General features: G+C 35.6%; 15 protein-coding genes. 2 read left to right on the top strand and 13 right to left on the bottom strand.

Annotation, left to right across the window (positions count from 1 at the left end):
• Positions 1–62: 62 nt before the first annotated feature.
• Positions 63–908, top strand: a complete 846-nt coding sequence (locus M4I44_RS14590) for a DMT family transporter (RefSeq protein ID WP_249965158.1) — start codon at positions 63–65, stop codon at positions 906–908.
• 104 nt (positions 909–1,012) lie between these two features.
• Here the strand turns inward: M4I44_RS14590 and M4I44_RS14585 are convergent, their stop codons facing one another.
• Together M4I44_RS14585 and M4I44_RS14580 are read right to left on the bottom strand one after the other, a co-directional pair.
• Positions 1,013–1,567 carry a fasciclin domain-containing protein gene (locus M4I44_RS14585; protein WP_249965156.1) on the bottom strand — a complete coding sequence of 185 codons (555 nt, stop codon included), beginning with the start codon at positions 1,565–1,567 and terminating at the stop codon, positions 1,013–1,015.
• Positions 1,568–1,785: 218 nt separating this feature from the next.
• Positions 1,786–5,286, bottom strand: coding sequence for a patatin-like phospholipase family protein (locus M4I44_RS14580; RefSeq protein ID WP_249965155.1), 3,501 nt, complete (start codon positions 5,284–5,286; stop codon positions 1,786–1,788).
• Between the two features lie 257 nt (positions 5,287–5,543).
• Between M4I44_RS14580 and M4I44_RS14575 the strand changes: the two genes are divergently transcribed.
• Positions 5,544–6,074, top strand: a complete 531-nt coding sequence (locus M4I44_RS14575) for a biopolymer transporter ExbD (protein ID WP_249965154.1) — start codon at positions 5,544–5,546, stop codon at positions 6,072–6,074.
• A 112-nt stretch (positions 6,075–6,186) separates the two neighbouring features.
• On the opposite strand, the gene M4I44_RS14570 is transcribed toward M4I44_RS14575, so the two are convergent.
• From M4I44_RS14570 to M4I44_RS14520, 11 genes are all read right to left on the bottom strand, one after another.
• Complete coding sequence (locus M4I44_RS14570) at positions 6,187–8,169, bottom strand: T9SS type A sorting domain-containing protein (protein WP_249965153.1); 1,983 nt, start codon at positions 8,167–8,169, stop codon at positions 6,187–6,189.
• Positions 8,170–8,709: 540 nt separating this feature from the next.
• Positions 8,710–11,352 carry a T9SS type A sorting domain-containing protein gene (locus tag M4I44_RS14565; protein WP_249965151.1) on the bottom strand — a complete coding sequence of 881 codons (2,643 nt, stop codon included), beginning with the start codon at positions 11,350–11,352 and terminating at the stop codon, positions 8,710–8,712.
• A 122-nt stretch (positions 11,353–11,474) separates the two neighbouring features.
• Complete coding sequence (gene rpsA, locus M4I44_RS14560; protein WP_017498660.1) at positions 11,475–13,253, bottom strand: 30S ribosomal protein S1; 1,779 nt, start codon at positions 13,251–13,253, stop codon at positions 11,475–11,477.
• A 488-nt stretch (positions 13,254–13,741) separates the two neighbouring features.
• Positions 13,742–14,413: a hypothetical protein gene (locus M4I44_RS14555; protein WP_249965150.1), complete on the bottom strand. Its 672-nt coding sequence runs from the start codon at positions 14,411–14,413 to the stop codon at positions 13,742–13,744.
• Positions 14,414–14,801: 388 nt separating this feature from the next.
• Entirely contained in the window at positions 14,802–15,224 is a 423-nt protein-coding gene (locus tag M4I44_RS14550; RefSeq protein ID WP_017498662.1) for an MgtC/SapB family protein, read from the bottom strand.
• Positions 15,225–15,334: 110 nt separating this feature from the next.
• Positions 15,335–16,555, bottom strand: coding sequence for an ABC transporter permease (locus M4I44_RS14545; RefSeq protein WP_017498663.1), 1,221 nt, complete (start codon positions 16,553–16,555; stop codon positions 15,335–15,337).
• Positions 16,542–17,303, bottom strand: a complete 762-nt coding sequence (locus M4I44_RS14540) for an ABC transporter ATP-binding protein (RefSeq protein WP_035747104.1) — start codon at positions 17,301–17,303, stop codon at positions 16,542–16,544. Before M4I44_RS14540 ends, M4I44_RS14545 begins: the two co-directional genes overlap by 14 nt.
• Positions 17,304–17,333: 30 nt before the next feature.
• Entirely contained in the window at positions 17,334–18,590 is a 1,257-nt protein-coding gene (locus M4I44_RS14535; RefSeq protein ID WP_249965148.1) for an efflux RND transporter periplasmic adaptor subunit, read from the bottom strand.
• A gap of 10 nt (positions 18,591–18,600) precedes the next feature.
• On the bottom strand, positions 18,601–19,941 hold the full coding sequence (locus M4I44_RS14530; protein ID WP_249965146.1) for a TolC family protein: 1,341 nt from the start codon (positions 19,939–19,941) through the stop codon (positions 18,601–18,603).
• A 341-nt stretch (positions 19,942–20,282) separates the two neighbouring features.
• On the bottom strand, positions 20,283–22,232 hold the full coding sequence (locus M4I44_RS14525; protein ID WP_017498667.1) for an OmpA family protein: 1,950 nt from the start codon (positions 22,230–22,232) through the stop codon (positions 20,283–20,285).
• A gap of 2 nt (positions 22,233–22,234) precedes the next feature.
• Positions 22,235–23,143, bottom strand: a complete 909-nt coding sequence (locus M4I44_RS14520; RefSeq protein WP_017498668.1) for a type IX secretion system membrane protein PorP/SprF — start codon at positions 23,141–23,143, stop codon at positions 22,235–22,237.
• Positions 23,144–23,171: the final 28 nt, after the last annotated feature.

Below are 23,171 nucleotides of genomic sequence, written 5' to 3'. Positions count from 1 at the left end.
CTCTACTAACCGTCTTTGGTTATCGGCTATATATTTGCCGTTTTTCTCTCCATTACATTTCCATGAAAAATAAAGAATTCAATATCCCCCCTGTTTACGCTGTGCTTCTGGCAATTATAAGTGTTCAGTGTGGGGCTGCCATTGCAAAAAGTTTATTCCCAACTATAGGTGCTGCGGGAACAGCTTCTTTGCGAATTGGAATTTCGGCTGTCCTATTACTTTTAGCATACAGACCCAATTTAAAAGCAATTACTCCAAAACAATGGAGAATTGTTCTTCCATATGGCTTGACACTTGGCGCTATGAATTTAGTTTTTTATAGTGCAATAGAACGAATCCCGATTGGTCTGGCAGTGACACTTGAATTTATAGGTCCGCTACTGGTTGCCATTGTCGGTTCGAAGCGTTTACTTGATTATTGCTGGGTTGTACTGGCAGGAATTGGAATAGTTTTAATAGCTCCCTGGTCAAATGACCAAATTGATCCTATAGGTGTTTTATTTGCTCTTTTTGCAGGTGCTTTATGGGCTGCCTACATTGTTCTGGGCGGAAAAGTTTCTAAAATTATGCATGGTGGAGAAGCTGTTGCCACCGGAATGCTATTCGGAGCCATTTTAATTCTACCGTTTGGTATCTATGAAAACGGATTGGTAAATCTTACGCCTAAACTCTTTGGGATGGGTGTTGCTCTGGCTCTTCTATCCAGTGCCATTCCATTTACACTCGAGATGAAAGCTCTGGGTCAACTCCCTCCTCGTACTTTTAGTATTTTAATGAGTTTAGAGCCTGCTGCCGCAGCTATCTGCGCTTTTATTTTCTTGCAGGAACATTTAAATTTTTATGAAATTTTAGCCGTTATATGTGTTGTAATTGCTTCGGCGGGGTCAACTTTAATGGCAAAGAGGTAAATCACAAAAATTCAAATTCCAAATTCCAAATACCAATTTGAAAGTTGGAATTTAGAATTTGGAATTTAAGAATTGGGTTTAAGACTTGCTGTCTAAAAATTATATTAACTTTTTGGCAACAATACCGTATCAATTACGTGAATTACACCATTTGACTGATTTACATCTGCAATAGTAACTTTAGCACTGTTTCCGCTTTCGTCAGTAAGGTATAAATCTTTTCCTTTCATCCAGGCTGTCAGTGTACCACCGTTAACTGCTTTAATAGTTGCTTTTCCTTTACCTTCTTTAATTGCTTTTGCAATACCTGAAGCATTCCATTTTCCTGCTACTACATGGTAAGTCAGGATATTTTGAAGCATTTTTTTGTTTTCTGGTTTCAATAATGTTTCAACAGTTCCTTTTGGTAATTTTTCAAATGCTGCATTTGTTGGGGCAAAAACAGTAAACGGTCCCTTTCCTTCAAGGGTTTCTACTAATCCGGCTGCTTTTACAGCTGCTACTAATGTCGTGTGGTCTTTTGAATTAACGGCATTTTCAATAATATTTTTAGTAGGATACATTGCAGCTCCTCCAACCATTACGGTTTTTTGCGCAAATGATGAAAATCCAAATCCTAATACCAGGATTGCTACGGCTAAAAAATTTCTAGTTTTCATAATTAATATTTTAAGTTATAAGCTCATTTACGCGATAATACTAGTTTTGGTTTTTAATACATCTTCAAAAAAACTAATATTATACTGAATATTTTTCAAAATCCGCTAAATAACAAGGCTTTAGAAATGAAATATTTTTTATAAAAAATCGAACTTCCTTCCCTTTTAATTTAAATACATTAATCTTAAATCATTATTTTTTCTGAGAATCGTTTGATTTAGGTAAGCCCCAATTCTTGTATATTTTTTATAGAATGATACCCCAACTTACGATAACTTTCAAATTGTGCTTCATCAAAAAACTGATCTGCCGTGGACTGCTGTGGAAAATCAGGATTAGCCAGAGCGTATTCCCGTATGTCAATGGGCTCATCCCCCGTCAATGCGGCTTTTATATAGATTAACGTTCCTTTTCTTTTTATACCTGGATAAGTGATTTCTCCTTTGATGACATGCTTCTTTTTATCCTCTTCAGCAAGTTTCGTAATATCTTTAAAGTCTTCAAAAACAATCTCCACACCAAAATCAATTCGGCATCTTCTAATGGCATTGGCCAGACCTTCACAAGCCACATCCTGATCTTGTTCACCATCTCCTAATATGATATGATGACAACGCCTTCTAATAAGTTCATACAATCCCATATTATCAAAATGTCCTCCGTCTGAAAGACATACATAGTCCATATTGATATCGGATTTTCCGGTCAAATCATGAATTAGGTACAGCAAACCTCCTCTTGGATCAGAATCTTTCCATCTCTTAAGTCTCGTATTTCCAATCCACCATCCCAGGCGGACATTAAAGATTGTCAATAAAAAAGCCATAGGCGCCGAAGAATGATATCCCCAATTCGGATTTACCGCTGCCCCTGAAATAGCCATTGCTGTCCCGATAGTTGGTCCTCCTTTTTCATTAGAAAACTTATTAGTAGGACGATAACCATATTCATACACATGATCCACATCATACGTAGACGGGCGTGTCGGACTAAAATCATAGCCACAATACAAGGGTGTAAATACAAACGATTCTGCTTTACGATCCTGGCGGTCCAATGCCGAAACGACAGTGGCATTAAGTGCGGTATTGAGAATAGGATACGGACCAAAATAACCGTCTTCAACCTTCATAGACGATAGTAATATATCATCATTTGTATCAAAGCCCGTAAATGCATTTGCAGTTTTAATACGGTCTTCCCTGCTACGCGTAGCTCCCATAAAAGCTCTTATAAGACGGTTGCGATAAAAATGATGAAGCGAAAACTCATTAACTCCAACACGCCAACTCAAGAAAAGCGTGACTAGCGCTAATCCTACTGTGGTGAGACGATTTACAAAATCACTATTCCCTATTCTTATCAGGTTTATTATACCCGAACCGATAAGCAGTACACCAATCATAAAAATAAAAGGGACAAGTTTAACAACAATGTTTACATAACTATTAGTCTTCTTTGGATCTTCGTCACCTTTGGAGGCAAATGCTATTTTTACTCCCCAGGCCACTACTCCGGCCCAACCTCCCGTAATGGGTAGCATAATCAAAGCATCTTTAGCTTTGAAACTGTCCCATAAATCGGGCATAATAAATACTGCAAAGCAAATAATAACCCAGAAAAGCACAAAACGATTTATATAACCCCCGGTTCTTCCCCACCACTCCCGACGATAATCGGGAAACATTTTACCCAATATAGCCATCCTTGTTATTATGGCAAGAGAAAAAATTTCAAGAACAATAGGTAGTCCAAGCAACAGCATTACTTTATCTGAACATACTTTCGGATTGAAATTTCTAATCGGAATAAGTATCGATTCATAATTTTTCCAAAACAGATAAAGCAATATACTTAAAACCACCGCAGCAATAGCTGAAGATATTATTAATATTATGGTAAACCAGTTTACAAATCCGGTTTTAGTTGCTTCATTTTTAGCTTCTTTATTTTCTTCGTCAGATGCCTTTTCTGTTACTACATTTGCTTTTCCCAACTGAATAAGATCGTATCTTTTGTGATAATTACCCAATATTGCAACAAAAATCAATGCGATAAATCCCGGAAGTGATATATTGTAAATAAACCATCCGTAAAGATCTTCATGCTTTCGGCAAATTTCGTCGATACTGATATTAAACATAAATGTGCTAACCAAAAAGGCACAGATAATTGTCCAGATTATGAGTAAATAAGGCAAAACACTTGATACCTTTGTGAGAAAGGGTATATCTAAATTAAGAATATTCCAAATTTTTGTTGCCCGTGCCACTTTTCTTTTCCGCTTAATTTTATAATAGGATCTCATGGCAAAAGCTGCAGTTAGTGCTCCAATTGAGAGCATTACAGTATTCAGCCAGAAAAACGGAATTTCATCCTTCTTTTCTAATCCTTTAAAGAATAACCCCAGTATTTCCCAGCCTTTATAAAGATCTAAAATGGTAGAAAAAACAGTTAACAACACCAATAATAACAATACCTGATTGACAAGGGTATTCCTCAGCCACGTCATTCCGGATGTCCAGGCGTCCGGCGACATCATACCTACGTTTGGAGAAAGATAATTACTAAACATCCTAAGCCAGCGTATAGGACGGACTTCATCGGCAAAAGGGTCGGACGATTTATCCGGACATAACTGATCTGTAACTTTACTAAAAGATCCGGAGCGTTTGATCCAGGAGGTATACCAGGTACCAATATACCCACCTCCTGATACCGTAGAAATATAATCGATTTTTTCTAAAACATCCAGACTTGCCAATTTCTGGAGTATTCCAAGATTAAAGGTAGCCGAACGAATACCTCCACCGGAAAAAGCAAGACCGATAAGCTTCATATCAGTAGCTCTTGACATGGGATCGCGGACTTTCGATTCACTACTGGCTATTTTTAACAGGTTCTCATATACACTATCATCACTTGTTGTCGATGCCTGCCATTCCTCACTTCTCTTTTTACGGGCTTCCCTTATCTCATCCAGTTCATCATTAAATAAGGTTTCAAACGGCAATGGAAACTCAGTTCTGATTTTTCTTGTAGACTTATTATTTAGCAACTGTTCAAGAAGCTGTTTATCATCAGTAAGATAAGTGAGAGCCTGCTCTCCGTTTTCATTCCACCAATCCTTATGTTTCTTAGCATCATCATCATTTAGAATCTCTGAGTAATCGTATACTTTATCTTCTGCGGCATAAAATTGATAAAGACGAATCTCATACGCTGATTTATTCTGTCCTGTAATTGCCTGAACCACTTGTACCGGCATGTACCGAAGTGCTGCTGACAGTTCTTTTCGTTTGCCCAAATTTTCTTTGTACAGCGCTGTCCGTATGCGCTGTCTCCAAAAAAAAGGTACTCTGAATAACAACAGTTCACTTGATTCAGGTTTATCCATGTACCTCTCATCAATATTATCAGCTAGCCAACCTAAAAGATCATAGAGTATATCCAAATATATTTTTGTCAAATTCTTATCTCCATGCTTATCAGGACTATGCCAGACTAAATCTGTTATTTCATCTATCTGTCCGGGAGTTAATTCATTTATACCGTATTGATATTGATATTGATTTTCATTCTCGTTCCTGAGATTCTTCCATGAATCTTTTTCTAAAAGGGCTTTAGGAAAAGTGTTCTTAGGATTACTTTTTAAAATATCCTGAAAAAGAGTCAGATAGGATATTGCTTCGGCGGTGAGATCGGTTACTATATCCATAATAAATGAGGTTTAATGATTAATAGATTAGAGGAATTAAGCTGTCAGAAAAAACAATCGATTATTCGACTGATTCTCTGTAAAATACCAGGATTTTCAGCACTTTAAAACTGTACTAAATTACATCAAAAAATTCTGTACAGAACAGGTGGAATTACCTGTTTATGAAACATCAATCCTATTATTTAAAATCAATTTTAATCAACTGTTTTCAGTTCAATATATTTTTATAACTTTAGAATCAAAACCAATTTATTATGCAAAATCTTCCAAAAAAAGTAAGAAGTAAAAAGTTAAATGCAAAAGTTGATTTAACCGCTATGGTAAGTGTTTCATTTTTGCTAATTATATTTTTTATGGTTGTTGGTGAATTATCGAAGCCCAAAGTAATTGAATATTATACTCCAGATTGTCCTGATGAATCTTTTATGGGAAGTTGTTTTAACCCAGATACAAACCGTTTGACTACTGTACTTTTAGACAAAAACAACAAAATCATTATCTATTCAGGATTAATATTTGCTCCCATTGTTGCTCCAAAAAAGATGCAATATGGTAAAAATGGAATCAGAAGAGAATTATTTGGCAGAAATAAAACAGTTCTGGAATATTCAGCTGCTTTAGGTAAACCTGGACGAGGAATGACAGTTATAATAAAACCAAGCAAAAAATCCAGTTATGGCAATTTGGTTGATATAATAGACGAAATGAAAATTACAGGTATAACTTCCTATTCTATTGTTGATTATTATACTCCAGAAGAAGAAAAATTATTAGCTTCAAAGTAATCCCTTTAAAATTTACTCTTAAGTTTTTCTGCATTAAATCTAACAATACTCCATAAAAAAACAGCCGTCTCAAAATTATTTTGAGACGGCTGTTTTACTTTAAATTGAACTCTTATTTTTTAATAAATTTCACTCCGGAACTACCTTTGTTTGATTTCACTTTTATAAAATAACTCCCCGTTGTAAGCCTTGAAACATCAACCGTAGAAACTGATTTCGCATTTGGAACCGCTATTACCAACTGGCCAAAAATATCATAAACTTCTAACGATTGTATTTCTGCGTCTTGTTTTGTTTTAATGGTCAAAACATCTGATACCGGATTCGGGTATAAAGTAAAATAATTAGAGAATTCGAAATCCGGAGTTCCCAGGGTTTTCATACTAACTGTTACCGCCAAACGGGCCGGACTCTCACACGTACTCACTTTTAAAGCCCCATAATAAATACTTCCATCGGTTAACACTGTTTTATAATCTATAAGTTTACCGTCAACCGAAGCGTCGTACCAAACTACATCTGGTTCGTTAGTTTTCAAATCAGCCACTGTAGAATTCGCCGCTTTCAAAAATTCTTGTGTTGCATCTCCTGTTGGTGTTTGAGGATCGCTGATTGTCACCGTTACTGCCAATCGCGTTGGGCTCTCACAAGTACCTACTTTTAGCGAACCGTAATATGTCCTTCCGTTTACCAAAGCTGTTGTTGAACTCACTACATTTCCCGCAGTAGCCGCATCGTACCAAGTAACTCCGCTCTCATTGGTTGCCAAACTTGCCACGGTAGCATTGGCAGATTTACAGAATTCCTGATTTACAGCTCCTATTGGTGTCTGAGGATCACTGATTGTTACCGTTACTGTCAATCTTGTTGGACTCTCACAAGTACCTACTTTTAGCGAACCGTAATATGTCCTTCCGTTTACCAAAGCTGTTGTTGAACTCACTACATTTCCCGCAGTAGCCGCATCGTACCAAGTAACTCCGCTCTCATTGGTTGCCAAACTTGCCACGGTAGCATTGGCAGATTTACAGAATTCCTGATTTACAGCTCCTATTGGTGTCTGAGGATCACTGATTGTTACCGTTACTGTCAATCTTGTTGGACTCTCGCAAGTACCTACTTTTAGTGAACCATAATATACTGTTCCGTTAGTTAATATGGTTGTAGAAGCCAATTTATTGCCTGCAGTAACCGCATCGTACCAAGTCACTCCTGTTTCATTCGTTACCAGACTTGCCACAGTAGCATTCGCAGATTTACAGAATTCCTGTGTTGCATTACCTGTTGGAGTTTGCGGATCGCTTAAACTTACCGTCACTGCCAAACGTTTTGAACTCTCACAAGTTCCAATTTTTGAAGACCCATAATAAATTTTATTGTTTTCTAAAGGAGTCGAGGAGGTAATAACATTTCCATCAACAGCTGCATCATACCAAATTACATCATGTTCATTGGTCACTAAACTTGCTACTGTAGCTTTGCTAGCTTTACAAAACACCTGTACTGCAGCGCCTACTGGCGTTTTAGGAACTCCTATATTAACCTCTACTTGAAATCGTGTAGTGCTCTCGCAAGTACCTACCCTTAAAGCGCCCCAAAACAGAGCCACAATACTATCATAATCTTCTGATAATTCTACAGGTAACATCGTTGTTTGTGGAATTACTCTTCCGCCGGTTGGCGCATTGTACCAAATAACTCCCGGTTCATTGGTCACCAAACTAGCCATTGTAGGATTGTTGGCAGCGCAAAATTTCTGCACAAGGGGACCCGTTGGGGGTGGAATTGGAATATTAGTTACTACTAATGTACCTCCAAAGAATTCAGTCATAGATGAAGCGGATGATCTTCTAAAACCATAATTATAACTACCAGCAGGAAGCCCCGTAAAAATAGGACTTGGCTGATAAGTTTTAGGAATATTTTTAGATTCTATCCAATAATCAATAGTTTCTCCTGGTTGTGCTTCAACTGTCGAAAGCGTAATTCCTCCACTTGGTACTCCACAATCTGAAGGTGTACTTGTCTGACTATACCCTGCTAATGGCGATAAGCACAATAAACTAATAAATAAATTAAATAATGTATTCTTCATTTTTCTCTGGCTTTTGTTTTAAAAATTTTTACTGATTTTGCATTAATTCTTCTGACAGATAGTTAAGATATAAAGCAGGAAAGCTCAAAGTAGATGATATAAAAACACCTCTCAAAACCAATCTTTAACAAGAATATTACTCAAAAATAGCTTCAATATGGTCATTCATAATCTATTGTGTTATAAGTGGTCTAATGCTGTAACAAGTGGTCATTATAAATTTTAATAATCCTCGTTTAAATTGAAAAAACTCTTTTGCAAATTCATCCAATTACTTCCTTCATAACCTTAGAAACTTTTTAGTTTTTAGATAAAAAAAGCAGGCTCGAAAGTTGAAGATCAGGCAAAATCCACAGCTATATCTAATACGAATATAAAATTGCAGCCAATATGAATATTATAAAACATTTGATCGTAAAACACGATCACGACTATTCCCGAGTCGAAATAATACAGAATTCAGAAAAAATGAACTTCACTTTAAAACAAAAAAAAAGTCCCACATTGCTGTGGGACTTCTTCTTAATTATATTGATTTTTTTAATTTTTGATGAACTTAAAACCTGAATTTCCTTTGTTTGATTTCACTTTTATAAAATAACTCCCCGTTGTAAGCCTTGATACATCAACGGTAGAAACTGATTTTGCATTTGGAACCGCTATTACCAATTGTCCTAGAATATCGTAAACCGTTAATGACTGTATCTCTATACCCTGATTCGTATTAATGTTTAAAACATCAACCGCAGGGTTTGGGAATACTGTAAAATAAGTAGCAAAATCGAAATCCTCTGTTCCTAAGGTTATATTTTTAAAGGTAGAAGTTGCTTTATTGGTTAAAATCGGAAAATTATAATCAAAATAAATATTAGCATCGTTTTCAAATGTGTCTCCTACTTTTAGGGTTGGTTTTGTTTTGATTTTAAACGCTACATAACCGTCATTATTGGCATCATCAAAGGGAAGATTGATACCTTCAAAAATAAATTCTACCTTATTCCCTTCTGAAATTTTAGTTACGAATGTGTGACTTGAACTTGTTGGTACTAAAGTCGCAATATCAAATTTTGTCAGATCGATCATGTCTTTTACTACAATGTTTTCTGCAGCAAATGTTCCGGTATTTTCAAAACGAATCAGATAATGCACATACTCTCCTATTAAACTAGGAGTGATGACGGAACCTTCTAAACACGTTTTGTCGTTTGGATCAAGCGACCCCAATACCGTTTGATTTAAGTAAAAGATATTATCTAACGGTGTTTTATCTATTTTTTCGGAATCAATTGATGCAACAAATTTTAAAATATCGCCATTGTTTACCGAAGGAACATCTGTCGGCCTGTTAGTAATCAAAGTAAATACAATTTCTCTGCTTTCAAATGGCTTTAAATCGACAAAACTCCATTCTAAATTATTTACAGATTTGGTGTTAAAAGAAGGATTTGAAGAAAGACATTCTAAAACTGCGTCATCAAAAGTCAATTTAATCAAGCCTGACTGCGTCATTGTTCCCTTATTGTTGTACACTAATTTATATTTTGCCTTAAATCCAGGTCTTGCAGCCTCTACAGGAATAAGAGCGATCTCTAAATCAGGATGAGAACCATTTGCGGTAATGCAAAAATTTTGAACAACAGAACTACTTGCTTCTTTCGAAAAAAGGGTATTAATACTTGTTGGGGTTACCTTATAATAATCCGGATTTTCCAGCTGTGGTGTAATTGTGTAATTCCCTGCTCCTACAGCTATAGAATAAGAACCTAAATTATTAGAAATCAACTCTCCGTTAGTCGTACTGCTTTTTACGGAAAATTTTAAATCCGGAAAAATAATACCTCCTGTACCACAGGCATTAGCATTTTCATCATACTTACTTGTTCCGCTTACGGTATAAAAATCACCTCCGGGAACAAAAGAACAATAACTGTTCACATTACAATTTGTATATCCAAGCTTATTTACTAAGTCCTGAATTGTTTTTAGTTTAAAATCATCGGTACAGATGTATCTCAGATTTGGGCATTTGGTGATATCTGCATACAGCTGTTTATCAGGAGATCCGTTTTTCAGAGATAAACTCACTAAATCGGGATTGGTATCAAGACTCAAGCTTGTCAGTTTCTTAAATTGACTGATATCTACCGAAATCAATTTATTATTATACAAAACCAAAACGACAAGATTTGGGCAATTTGTTATATCCACTTCCTGAAGTAGATTATTCTCAGCCTGAAGCGAAGCAAATTTTGGCAAATCTGTTAACTTTAACGCAGTTAACTGATTGCCAGCTGCGCCTAAAAATTCGAGTTTTGATAATTTACTCAAATCTAACGAATTGATTTTATTATAATTTAAGCTTAATGATTCCAGGTTCTCTAATCCGGTAGATTGAAATGAAGTCAATTGATTGACATAACAATATAAAGTTTTTAGCTTAGGTAAATTTCCAAATTTTATTGTTTCTAATTTATTATAGGAACAATCAAGCGCTTCCAGATTTACCAGATTACTCACGTCTAAAGATGTCAGAAGGTTTTCTTCACAATTTACAGAGGTAAGACTTACTAAACCGTTAAGGTTTAAAGAGCTAAGTTTCGTTTCGTCACAGGCCAAGGTTTTTAGATTAGTCAATCCGCTTATATCCAATGCATAAAGCGGATTTTTTCCACAATTAACCTCTTTAAGTTTAGTTGAAGAGGTTAAATCCAAACCATTTATGGAATTATAGGAACAATTTAAACTAAGAAGTTCGGTCTGATTCCCTGTAAACAAAGCATTGATTCTATTATTATTACAAATTAGAGTTTCGAGTTTTGTTAAAGGAGCGATATTCAAACTCGAAATTTTGTGTTTGTCGCAGATTAATGTTCTAAGATTAGTAAATTTAGAAATTCCGTCTAATGATAGAATAAATCCATTGGCGCCATCACCGTGAACATCTATGTAGCTCACCTGCAAAGCTTCGCTCTCCTGTATTTCGCCATCATTATTCGCATCAATTTTTAATGGCTTTCCCTCTAAATCTTTAAAAACTCCAATGTTGTTAATTATACCCGGAGTTCTAAGGAGCATATCCTTGAAACGTTTGTCGGGAATATTCACATTTTGCGCTTTCAAAGCATTAAAAAAACATAAAGCAAGAACTAAAAAGTAGAGTTTCTTCATAGGTGGTATTTTCATACAAAAATAAGTTTTCAAACCTATAACACAACTTTTTCTGTTAAAATTTATTCTTTCAAAAATACCGGAACAAAAAAAGTCCCACATTACTGTGGGACTTTCTATTTAGAGAAAACTAAGAATTATTTTTTCTCTGTTTTTTCCATTTTAGCTTTTAAAGCAGCTAATACATCATTGTTATCTCCTAAAGTTGCAGCTGGTGCATTTGTAGTAGATGCAGATGAAGTATTTTCAGTTGCAGCTTTCACGTTTTTCTCTTCTTCTTCACGGAAGATAGCAGTGTGAGAAGCTACTACTCTTTTGAATTCTTTGTTGAATTCGATTACTTTGAAATCAGCAGTATCCCCTTTTTTCAATTTCTTTCCGTCTTCTTTTTCAAGGTGACGAGTTGGAATGAAAGCAACGATATCATCTCCGAATTCTACAGTAGCTCCTTTGTCAACGATTTCAGAAATCTCACCATTGTGGATAGTTCCTACAGCGAAAGAATCTTCGTATTGATCCCAAGGATTAGCAGTAGTTTGTTTGTGACCTAAAGATAATTTACGTCCTTCAACATCTAATTCTAATACAACTACATCAAGTTTCTCACCAACATTTACAAATTCAGATGGGTGTTTGATTTTCTTAGTCCAAGAAAGGTCAGAAATGTAGATTAATCCATCAATTCCTTCTTCTAATTCTACGAAAATACCAAAGTTTGTAAAGTTTCTAACGATACCTGTATGTTTAGAACCTACTGGGTATTTAGAAGTAATGTCAGTCCATGGATCTTGAGTCAATTGTTTGATACCTAATGACATCTTACGATCGTCTCTGTCTAAAGTTAAGATAACTGCTTCAACAACATCTCCAACTTTCACGAAGTCCTGAGCAGAACGTAAGTGAGTAGACCATGACATTTCAGAAACGTGGATTAAACCTTCAACACCTTCAGCAACTTCGATGAAAGCACCGTAATCAGCGATTACAACTACTTTACCTTTTACTTTATCACCAATTGTTAAGTTAGCATCTAAAGCATCCCATGGGTGAGCGTTTAATTGTTTCAATCCTAATTGAATTCTTGTTTTCTCATCATCGAAATCAAGGATTACAACGTTTAATTTTTGGTCTAATTCAAGAACTTCACTTGGGTGGTTGATTCTGCTCCAAGAAAGGTCAGTAATGTGAATTAATCCGTCAACACCACCTAAGTCAATGAACACACCATAAGAAGTAATGTTTTTAACAACACCTTCTAATACTTGTCCTTTTTGTAATTGACCGATGATTTCTTTTTTCTGTACTTCGATATCAGCCTCGATAAGTGCTTTATGAGATACAACAACGTTTTTGAATTCGTGGTTAATTTTTACCACTTTGAATTCCATCATTTTGTTTACATATACATCGTAGTCTCTAATTGGCTTAACGTCAATTTGAGATCCAGGTAAGAAAGCTTCAATACCAAAAACGTCAACGATCATACCACCTTTAGTTCTGCATTTTACAAAACCATTAACGATTTCACCTGTTTCGTTTGCAGCAATAACTCTATCCCATGATTTAATAGTACGAGCTTTTCTGTGAGATAATACTAATTGACCTGTTTTGTCCTCACGGATGTCGATTAATACTTCTACTTTGTCACCTACTTTTAAGTTTGGGTTGTAACGGAATTCGTTTAAAGAAATAACACCTTCCGATTTTGCGTTGATATCAACGATAACGTCTCTATCTGTAATTCTAACAACTACACCTTCTACTACTTCTTCCTGATCTGTAGCGATGAAAGTTTTTGAAACTAGTTCTTCGAATTCTAATAAGTTTTTCTCATCAACTGCATCAATTCCTTCTTGGAAGTTATGCCAGTTAAAATTTGCTAAAAACTCTTCTTGTGATTTTAATTGTTCAGACATGCTGATAAAAAATTTGTATTCTGTTTCTCTCGAGTTTCATAAAGCAGTAGAAAATACAGAAGTTGTTTTACATAAATAGTTGATACCTAAAGGAAACTCTTCTTTGCCAAAAGGACTGCAAAATTAATACATTTATTTGTAATAGCAAAACAAAAGTGTGTTAGATGTAAATTGCAATTGACAATTGATAATGGCTAATTGTTAATTGATAATTGATAATTGATAATTGATAATTGTTAATTGTTAATTGTTAATTGATAATTGTTAATTGATAATTGATAATTGATAATTGATAATTGATAATTGATAATTGATAATTGATAATTGATAATTGTTAATTGATAATTGATAATGGTCCTGTCTTTCAGTTTGCATTTCACATCTAACGTTTCATAGATATACAAATCATTTATAAAAAAATATACCCGACAGGTTTTAAAACCTGTCGGGTATAATATAATTATTAGATTCTTATGAATTGGCTTTACTTAAAATGTTGAGGTTAAATTTGTATTTTGGCTTTTGGCCAGTAGAATATCCAGTTTCAGAACGGTGAGTCTTCCGCTGCTGTCTATAAAATTAAGGGTTTCTTTTCCTGCATTCAATGAAACTGTTTTTGGGTAATTAAAGTTCGGCACTAACTGAGGAAGATTAATCACAACCTTTTCTCCTACACTATTCTTATATTTTAAAACACCACTTTTGTTTTCAAATACAGCCTCATAAAAGGTTTCGTCACTTGTTGTCATTGAAAGCCACATCGATCCATTATAAAAGTACACATCTTTTGTAGAATAGTCAAAGAAGAGATCTCCTGCTTTTCCATTATCTTTTGGCAAACCGTTTTCTTCGGTCAGGTTTTTCAAATTGTTCCATTTATTTTCGTACCAATAATAATAACCCGGTAAAATTTCCTGATTTTTTGCTGTATTAAAAACCAAAATGAATTTGGTATCTCTGCCTACAACCGTAGACTTGTCAAATCTGCTTTTTAATGTTGTTCGTGGTATCATTATTTCTTTACTTTTACAAATTAGATCTAAATGTGATGCTATAACAGACATTTCTTTATGTGTGTCTGTACGGTGTTTTGGGGCACCTGTCTGGCACATTACGACTGCCGGAACTAACCAAATAACACTCCAAATTATCTTCCTCATATTTACTCCATCTTTAAATTCAGATACAAATTTAACACACTCATTTACCGCTAATTACTCATAATTAACAAGCAGCAGTAATGATGTAATAAATAGTACTTTGTTTGGAATAAGTGGTGAGGAGAGGGAGTTTTGAATTATGAATTATGTTCACTGTAAAATGTGAAATGCGAGATGTGATTTCTGGAATGTATATACTGTAGAATTAAGTTGCGTTTACTGTGAAACGTAGGATGTGTAAACTGTAAACTGAGACTGAGACTGAGACTGAAAACTACAAACTATCTCATGTGCTGCTTTTAATCACGAAGTGTGCGAAAATTATCATGAGGTATTACGATCTGGCACATTTCACATTTTAAATCTAACAAACAGTTAAAATTGGTCTTTATTTTCGATTTCGAAGCCATCTTTCGATTGGTTCGAGAACTGTGTTGACAATTGTAACCAGGAATGTGCAAATTAGCGCTTCTATGAAATAACCTGATGCGGCAATACAGCCAATAGCAGCACTGCACCATATGGTCGCTGCAGAATTCAAACCGTGTACATTGGGCCCTTCCCTAAATATAACTCCGGCGCCTAAAAAACCAACTCCCATAACGACCTGAGCTGTAATACGGGTTACATCGATATTGGGTGCTGTCGCAGCCACTTTAATCGATAATAAAACAAATGCCGCTGCTCCTGTTGCTACCAGCATATTGGTTTTTAAACCGGTTTCTTTGTGGTGCCACTGTCTTTCGAAACCAATAATTAGTCCGGCAAACAGTGCAATTATAAGTCGGGTTAGAAATTCTGTTGTACTCACAGTTTATATCTTTTTATAGTTTAAAATTATTTTTTTCTGTTGTCAGTTACAAGTCAATTTTACGTTAAACTTACCTGTTTGACTATTAGACAGCCTTTAATACTTTTTTTCTATTCAAAATGTAAAGCTTCAATTGGATCTAATCTCGATGCTTTTAATGCAGGATAGTATCCGAAAAAAATACCTGTAATAGCACAAACCAAAAAGGAAAGAATTACAGAAGATTCTGAAATTAAAGTGGGCCAATGCAGAAAAAACTGTATCAGCTCAGAAGCAACTATTCCCACTACTATCCCGATTAATCCGCCAGTGAGACTAATTAATATGGCTTCGACTAAAAATTGCAATAGAATATCTTTTCCATTTGCTCCAATTGACATTCGCAGTCCAATTTCTTTGGTTCTCTCGGTTACCGACACGTACATGATGTTCATAATTCCGATACCGCCAATTAATAATGAAATTCCGGAAATTGCCGTTAATAATACGGTCAGTAGCTGGCTTGTAGAGCTAAAAGTATTGATTAATTCAGCCTGTGTTCGTACTGAAAAATCATCTTCGTCTTTGGCTTTCAGTCGATGTGCCGTTCGCATAATTTGTTCGATCTCATCAGTTGCCAACTGAGTCTGACTTTCATCAGCAGTTGAAGCATAAATATTCTGCAAATAAATAGAGTTTGTTATTCTTTTTTGCACGGTGGTAAAGGGCGCAATAATCACATCGTCCTGATCCTGTCCGAATGCATTCTCACCTTTTGATTCGAGGAGACCTATAATTCTGAAAGGAATTTTATTAAAGCGGATTATTTGACCGATTGGATTTACCCCATAGGGAAAAATGTTATCGGCTACTGTTTGCCCAATGAGACACACTTTATTTGCAGTATGTATATCAGATTCTCTAAAGGCAATTCCTTCTTTTACTGGCCAGTCCCTGATTTTTAGATAATCAACACTAACTCCCTGCATGCTTGTAGGCCAATTGAGTGCGCCATTGATGGCTTGCCCTTTACTGGATACTGCCGGTGAAATTGCATTGAGATGTTTGGATTCTTTTTTAAGGGCTTCTACATCGCTAAGTGTAAGAGTTTGCACACTGGATATGTCTAAACGGGCTCCTGCACTCACATTACTGTTGGGGCGAATTGTAATCATGTTTGATCCCATACTGGACAATTGATCCTGTATGCTTTTTTTGGATCCTTGTCCAATGGCCACCATTGCAATTACGGAAGCCACTCCGATAATAATTCCAAGCATGGTTAGTAATGCTCTAAGTTTATTACGACGCAGTGCTTTTAGGGCGATCAGAAAAAGATTAGCTATTTTCATATTTATAATCTTCGTCTACATGAAAATCTGCCAGCATTTGTTTGGCCGATTTTATGTTTGGATTAGTAAAATCTTTCATGATTCTTCCGTCCCGAAGCATCACGGTTCTGTTGCTAAAGGCTGCTATATCTGGCTCATGAGTTACAAATATTATTGTTTTTCCTTGTGTATTTAATTCCTGAACTAAAGCCATGATTTCATACGAGGTTCTTGTATCTAAATTTCCTGTCGCTTCATCGGCCAGGATCATAACCGGATCGTTTACCAGTGCTCTTGCAATTGCTACTCTTTGTTGTTGCCCGCCCGAAAGCTGATTGGGAAAATGGTCCAGACGATCGGCTAGTTTTACAGCTTCTAAGGCATGAATTGCTTTTTCTCTTCTTTCTTTTGTAGATACTTTAGAATTGTACAATAATGGAAGTTCTACATTTTCTATTGCGGATGTTCGAGCTAATAAATTATACGATTGAAAGATAAACCCAATTTTGGTATTTCGCAATGCTGCCAATTCATTTTTAGACAATGATTTAACATTCACCTGATCTAATAAATAATTGCCGTCAGTTGGTTTATCCAAACAGCCTAAAATATTGAGTAAGGTTGTTTTTCCGGAACCGCTGCTTCCCATAATGGTTAGAAACTCTCCTTCTATTACATCAAAAGAGATTCCTTTTAGCGCTCTGACAATCTCAGCCCCCATCGTGAACTCTCTTGTTAAGTCTTGTATTTCAAGAATTTTTCTTCCCATGATTGTTTGCTTTGAATCCTTACACTATTATTATCTTTTTCCGCCTCCACCACGTTTTGGTATAAACGGACTGGAATCTGACGCTTTAGAACTTTTAGATTGTTTTGACACATTAACTCCTGTGATAATTTCATCTTGTACCGATAGTCCTTTAATTACCTGTATGTTTATATCGTCGTCCAACCCAATTTTTATGTGTTTGGGTACAATTGAATCTCCTACTCTTTGCCATACGATTGCTTTTTTATGATCGATACTGTCGGGAACTTTAAGGTTAGAATTTGTATTTCCTCCTTCTTTATTGCGATACCCTTTACCTCCTTTGTGTTTACCCTGAAAAATATTTCTAATCTTAAACTGTTTTCCTAAAGTCGAATCTGGTTGAAAAGCGATTGCCTTTGCCGAAATGAGTAAAGTGTTTTTTACTTCGTTGGTATAGATAATGATATTGGCCGTCATACCGGGCTTAAGTTTTAAATCGTCATTGGGTGCATTGATTATTGTAGTATAAGTCACGACATTAGACGAAATAGTAGGCTGCAAACGCACTTCGATTACGGTTCCTTTAAACACATCGTCCGGAAAAGCATCTACGGTAAATGTTGCTTTTTCACCAACTTTTACATTGCCCACGTCAGCTTCATCAACAGAGGCCTGAACCTGCATTTTGGTAAGGTCTTTGGCTATACTAAACAATGTTGGTGTGTTCAGGCTGGCAGCTACCGTTTGTCCTTCGCTTACTTTTCGCGATAAAACAGTTCCGTCTATAGGCGAAAAAATGGTTGTAAAAGAAAGGCTTTTCTGTACGGATCTTAGCTGCGCCGCTACACTATTGACATTGTCTTTTGCAACATCATAAAGATTTCTTGTGGTTTCAAAATCGGCCCTGCTAATACCTCCTGCCTTGTATAATTCGTTTTGTCTGTTAAAATTAGATTGCTGGTAACTCAAATTATTCTTTGCTACCTGTAAATTGGCTGTAATTTGCTGTACCTGGGCAAGAAGCAATGACTGATCAATCTGTGCCAACAACTGTCCTTTTTTTACTACGGAGTTAAAATCGACAAATACTTTTTGTATGGTACCCGAAACCTGAGTTCCTACTGCAACAGTATCTACGGGCTGTATTTTCCCGGTTGCCGTTACACTAGTGGCAATATCTCCATAATGAGGTTTTTCGGTAATTAACTCGACATTATTTCCTTCTTTATGAAAAACAAAGTATCCTATACATCCTATCAGTAATGCTCCAATAATGCTTATGATGATTAATTTACTTTTTCTCATTTTACTCTTTTTATAGTTTGATTGGATCTCCTTTATAGAAATCGTATATTTTTAGACTCACGACCACATTGTACTTTGCTTGTATAAAATTCTGAAAGGCCTGAATGTATAAATTCTTCTGCAACAAATAATCTACAGTACTAATTCCACCTAATCTTAATTGTTCGCTGGCAATTCGGTAATTTTCATTATTTGCATCAAGCTGTTCCTGTGCAGCTGTAAACTGAGATTGTGCATTAAGAACATTGATATAAGCCTGTTCTACTTTTTGTGAAAGTACCGTTTCTGCATTGGTTAAATTAAGTTTTGACTGATCGATCGCGATCTTCGATTTTTCAACTCCGGTTTTCACTATCCGATTTGTAAATACCGGAATCGATAAGGAAAGCCCCAATCGCTGATAAAAATTATTATCGATCTGTGACGGAAACGGTGTACTTTGGTTGTCTGAATAACCTGAAGCCAAAGTTCCGCTTGCACTAAGTGTGGGTTTAAAACCTGCTCTGGATTTTAGTAATTCTAAATCTGCCGCTTCTTTTTCTAACTGACTGCTTTTTATTTCAGGTCTTTGCTCGAGTGCAATCTTTTGAGCTTCTTCTAAGTTCTCGATCGGCAAATTGGTAACCAGCGTTTCCGGTTTCTGAATGTTTAAATTGTAACCTGACGGAAGCTGCAGCAATTGTTTTAGTGTTAAAGTATTCTGACGTTCCAGATTCTGTGCCGAAATTAAATTGTAATTGTCTGTTGCTAATTGTGCTTTTAGCAGAACAAAATCTTTTTTGGCGATACTTCCAGCATTGTATTTTAGCTCTCCCAATTTCAATTGTGCCTTGGAAGTTTCTACAATCTCATTCAGATAAATGCTGTTTTCTTTTGTCAGTAAAATGGTAAGATAAGCTTGTGTGATTTGAATGGTGATGTCCTTCTCAGCGGCTTCGGCGTTAAATTGTGCCGACTTTGTAAGCAGCTCTTTTTGTTTGACATCATTGTTTAAATATCCCCCATTGTACAAAACCATTGATGAAGCTAAAGAATAATTTCCGGCAAAACTGGCCTGGGTTTGAAAACCTCCCACCACTAAATCTGCATTTTTAGCATTGGTAAAAGTTTGGGATGCGTTTCCTGAAAGATTAGGATATCTGGCTGCTTTTGAAAGTAATAAATCCTGCTCTGTACTTTTAGTGGTTAAACGCAAGGTGTTAATTTGAATATTCTGCTGCTTGGAATAAGCGATGCATTGTTCCAGAGTCCATACCGTAGGTAATTGATTTTGCCCAATCGTCTGTGCATAAATGCCCGTACAATGAATCATAAAAATTACCATTAAAGTATTTATCATAAATGACTTCATACCTGAATTTAATTTAAATTAAAAAAAATTGTAATCTGAGTCCTAAATAATAGAATATGCTAAACCTGTTGCGGATTTGGTAAAAGGGGAATTTGGTATGTTATTCATTGTAAAACACTTTAAAACAAATAACTACATCAAATATAACGATTATTTTAACACTTTTAAAAAAGTGAAATCTGTTTTGTCATAAATAAAATATAAATTAATCTGTATAAAAACTTAATACGATTGGATCTTTTTCCAGACTGTACGGCACAAAAAAAAAGCTGCAGGATTTACCCTGCAGCTTTTCATAACAATTTAATTAACTCAACTTTATTAAAAAAGCTAACTCTTTATTACATCGAAACAATAATGAACTCACTTCTTCGATTTGCCTGATGTTCTTCTGTAGTACATTTTACGCCATCAGCACATTTATTCAGTAATTGTGTTTCTCCGTATCCTTTTCCGGTTATACGATCAACAGCTATTCCTTTTTTAACCAGCCATGCCACTGTTGCTTTAGCCCTTCTGTCGGAGAGTTTTTCATTGTACGCATGTGTTTGTCTGCTGTCTGTGTGCGAGCGAACATCAATTTTCATGCTTGGATTTTGAATCATCACCTGACGGATTTTTTCTAACTCAATGGCGGCCTCTTTTCGAACAATAGATTTACCTAAATCGAAGTAAATCATTTTTATATGTAAAATTTTCGCCAAATCATCACCCACAATCAATTTTTCAATCGTTTTTTCAACTACTTTTTGAGGCGTTTTTTTCAAAGGCAGTGTTAAACTTGTTTTATCGATCGCTTTAGGCAATTCATTAGTATCATAATCTTGTCTAGCAGCGCGAACAAAGTATTCTTTATTGCAATTTACTTTAAAACTATACTTCCCATCGGCTTTGGTTGTTACCTCACCTATTATCTGAAGCTGATTGTCCAATAAATTTACTTTTGCGTTCTCTAATACCAAATTTGTTTCGGCATCTATAACAATTCCTGATAAAATCTCCTCACAAGGCAATTTTCTGGTTTCCGAAAAACGGTAAACATCATCATAACCATGCCCTCCATCTCTATTTGAGGAGAAAAAACCGGTTCTGCTTTTACTGTCTATTATAAAACCAAAATCATCCACTTTTGTATTTATAGGAGCTCCAACATTCTGAACTTCGCTAAAAGTCAAATCATTTTTAATAGTCGAAACATACACATCAAGTCCTCCTAATCCCGGACGTCCGTCGCTTGCAAAATACAATTCATTGTCTCCTGATATAAAAGGAAAAGTTTCTCTTCCCTCAGTATTAATTGCAGCTCCCAGGTTTTCAGGTTTACCAAAACTGCCATCCGTATTAATCGTCACACTATACAAATCTGATTGTCCAAAAGTACCCGGCATGTCTGAAGCAAAGTATAACTTTTTTTCATCTACACTTAATGTCGGATGTGCCACACTGTATTGATCACTGTTAAAAGGCAATTCAACAATATTCGTCCATTTACCTTTTATGTAACTTGCCTTATACAATTTTAACAAAGTGACCTTCTTGTCGTCTGTCCCTTTTGTACCGTTTAGAAAATTGTTTCTGGTAAAATACATCGTTAATCCGTCTTTTGTAAAAACGGGAGTCGATTCATTAAATTTTGAATTGATTTTATTCTCAAAACGTTTCGGAATTCCTACACTACCATCGGCGTTTAATTCTGCCGAATAAAGATTTGTAAACGATTTATTGGTCCATTTAAATTTTGCTTTGGCAACTCCGCCCGTGTCTCTGGCAGACGCAAATACCAATTTATTATCTAAAAAAGAACTTCCATAATCTGAGTATCTTGAATTAATTCCGGCATCGGCTATTTCAAATCTCCCTGAATTGTTTTTTATCTGCTCTAAATAATTTTTATTCTTTTCAAATAACAATCCTCTTTTATCAGTACTTGCTTTTTGGTTGAAAAGCTCTAATATTTTATCGGCTTTGGTATAATTTCCTGTTGCTTTTAAGGTTTGAGCATATCGGTAATAATACTCAAATTCCTGTTGATCATTCATTCCGAAAAGAGCTTTGTACCATTTTAATGCCCTCACCAACTCGCCATTAAAATAATAGGCGTTACCCAATCGTTGGAGCATTTTTTCCTCTTTATATCCTTTTTCTGCTACCTTTTCGTAAGTAGCAATTGCATCTATGTAAGCATACTGATTGTAATTTTTATCAGCTTTGTCTAAACCTGACTTTTGTGCCATTCCACTAAAAAAAACGGAAGACAGAAAGACCGTATATGCTATTTTTTTTATTTTCATAATTAGAAGAATCTAGGTGAAGTTATTCGGCTGTAATTTTTTAAGAATTCAAAACGCAGAAATATCTCATGCGACCCTGAGTTGTAGTTTACTAATCGGGTTGTTTCGCGATCATAGGAATACCCTAAATACATGCTATCGGTTATCTGAAATCCTGCCAAAGCACTAAAAGAGGCGCTCCATCTGTAAGCTACTCCGATCACAAATTTATCGTTGAACATAAAATTTGCCGATGCATCTACTTGTAATGGTGAACCTTCTACCATTTTAGTCATTAAAGCCGGTTTGAATTTTATCGTTTCATAACGATTTAGATTAAATACATAACCAGCTATGAAATAATAGTTAATACGGTCTTTATAGATGGAATAATCGTTATCGTCATAGCGGGTAGTTTGAATAAAATTAGGAACAGATAATCCCACATAAGCTTTATCCGTATGCCAGTAAACTCCGGCTCCGATATTTGGAGCGAATTTATTCTGAAAATCCTGAAACTGGGTATCTCCCTGATGTTCCGGGTTTAACTTTGTAGGATCCAGCTTAAATATATTGGCAGAACCTTTAATACCAAAAGAAAGTTTCGCGGTTGCTGATGTTTGTATGGAGTAAGAGAAATCAGCTGATATATTGTTTTCATTTGTTGGTCCGATTTTATCATTGACTAACGATATTCCTAATCCTACATTATTGTTTATTGGTGTGTTTAACGAAAAACTGCTGGTTTCGGGTGCTCCATCCAATCCAACCCACTGGGTGCGATACAATCCGAAAATACTCATAGCTCCGCGAGAACCGGCATAAGCAGGATTTATATTGATGGTATTATACATGTATTGTGTAAACTGCGCATCTTGCTGGGCAAAACCTGCAGTAGAACAAAACAATAAAACTAAAACTAATTTTTTCATTTATTTTATTTTTAAATAATGGCTTAGC

This window comes from Flavobacterium sp. B183, assembly GCF_023539155.1.
GTDB lineage: Bacteria > Bacteroidota > Bacteroidia > Flavobacteriales > Flavobacteriaceae > Flavobacterium > Flavobacterium tructae.
This window is presented reverse-complemented; position numbering and strand designations above follow the sequence as displayed.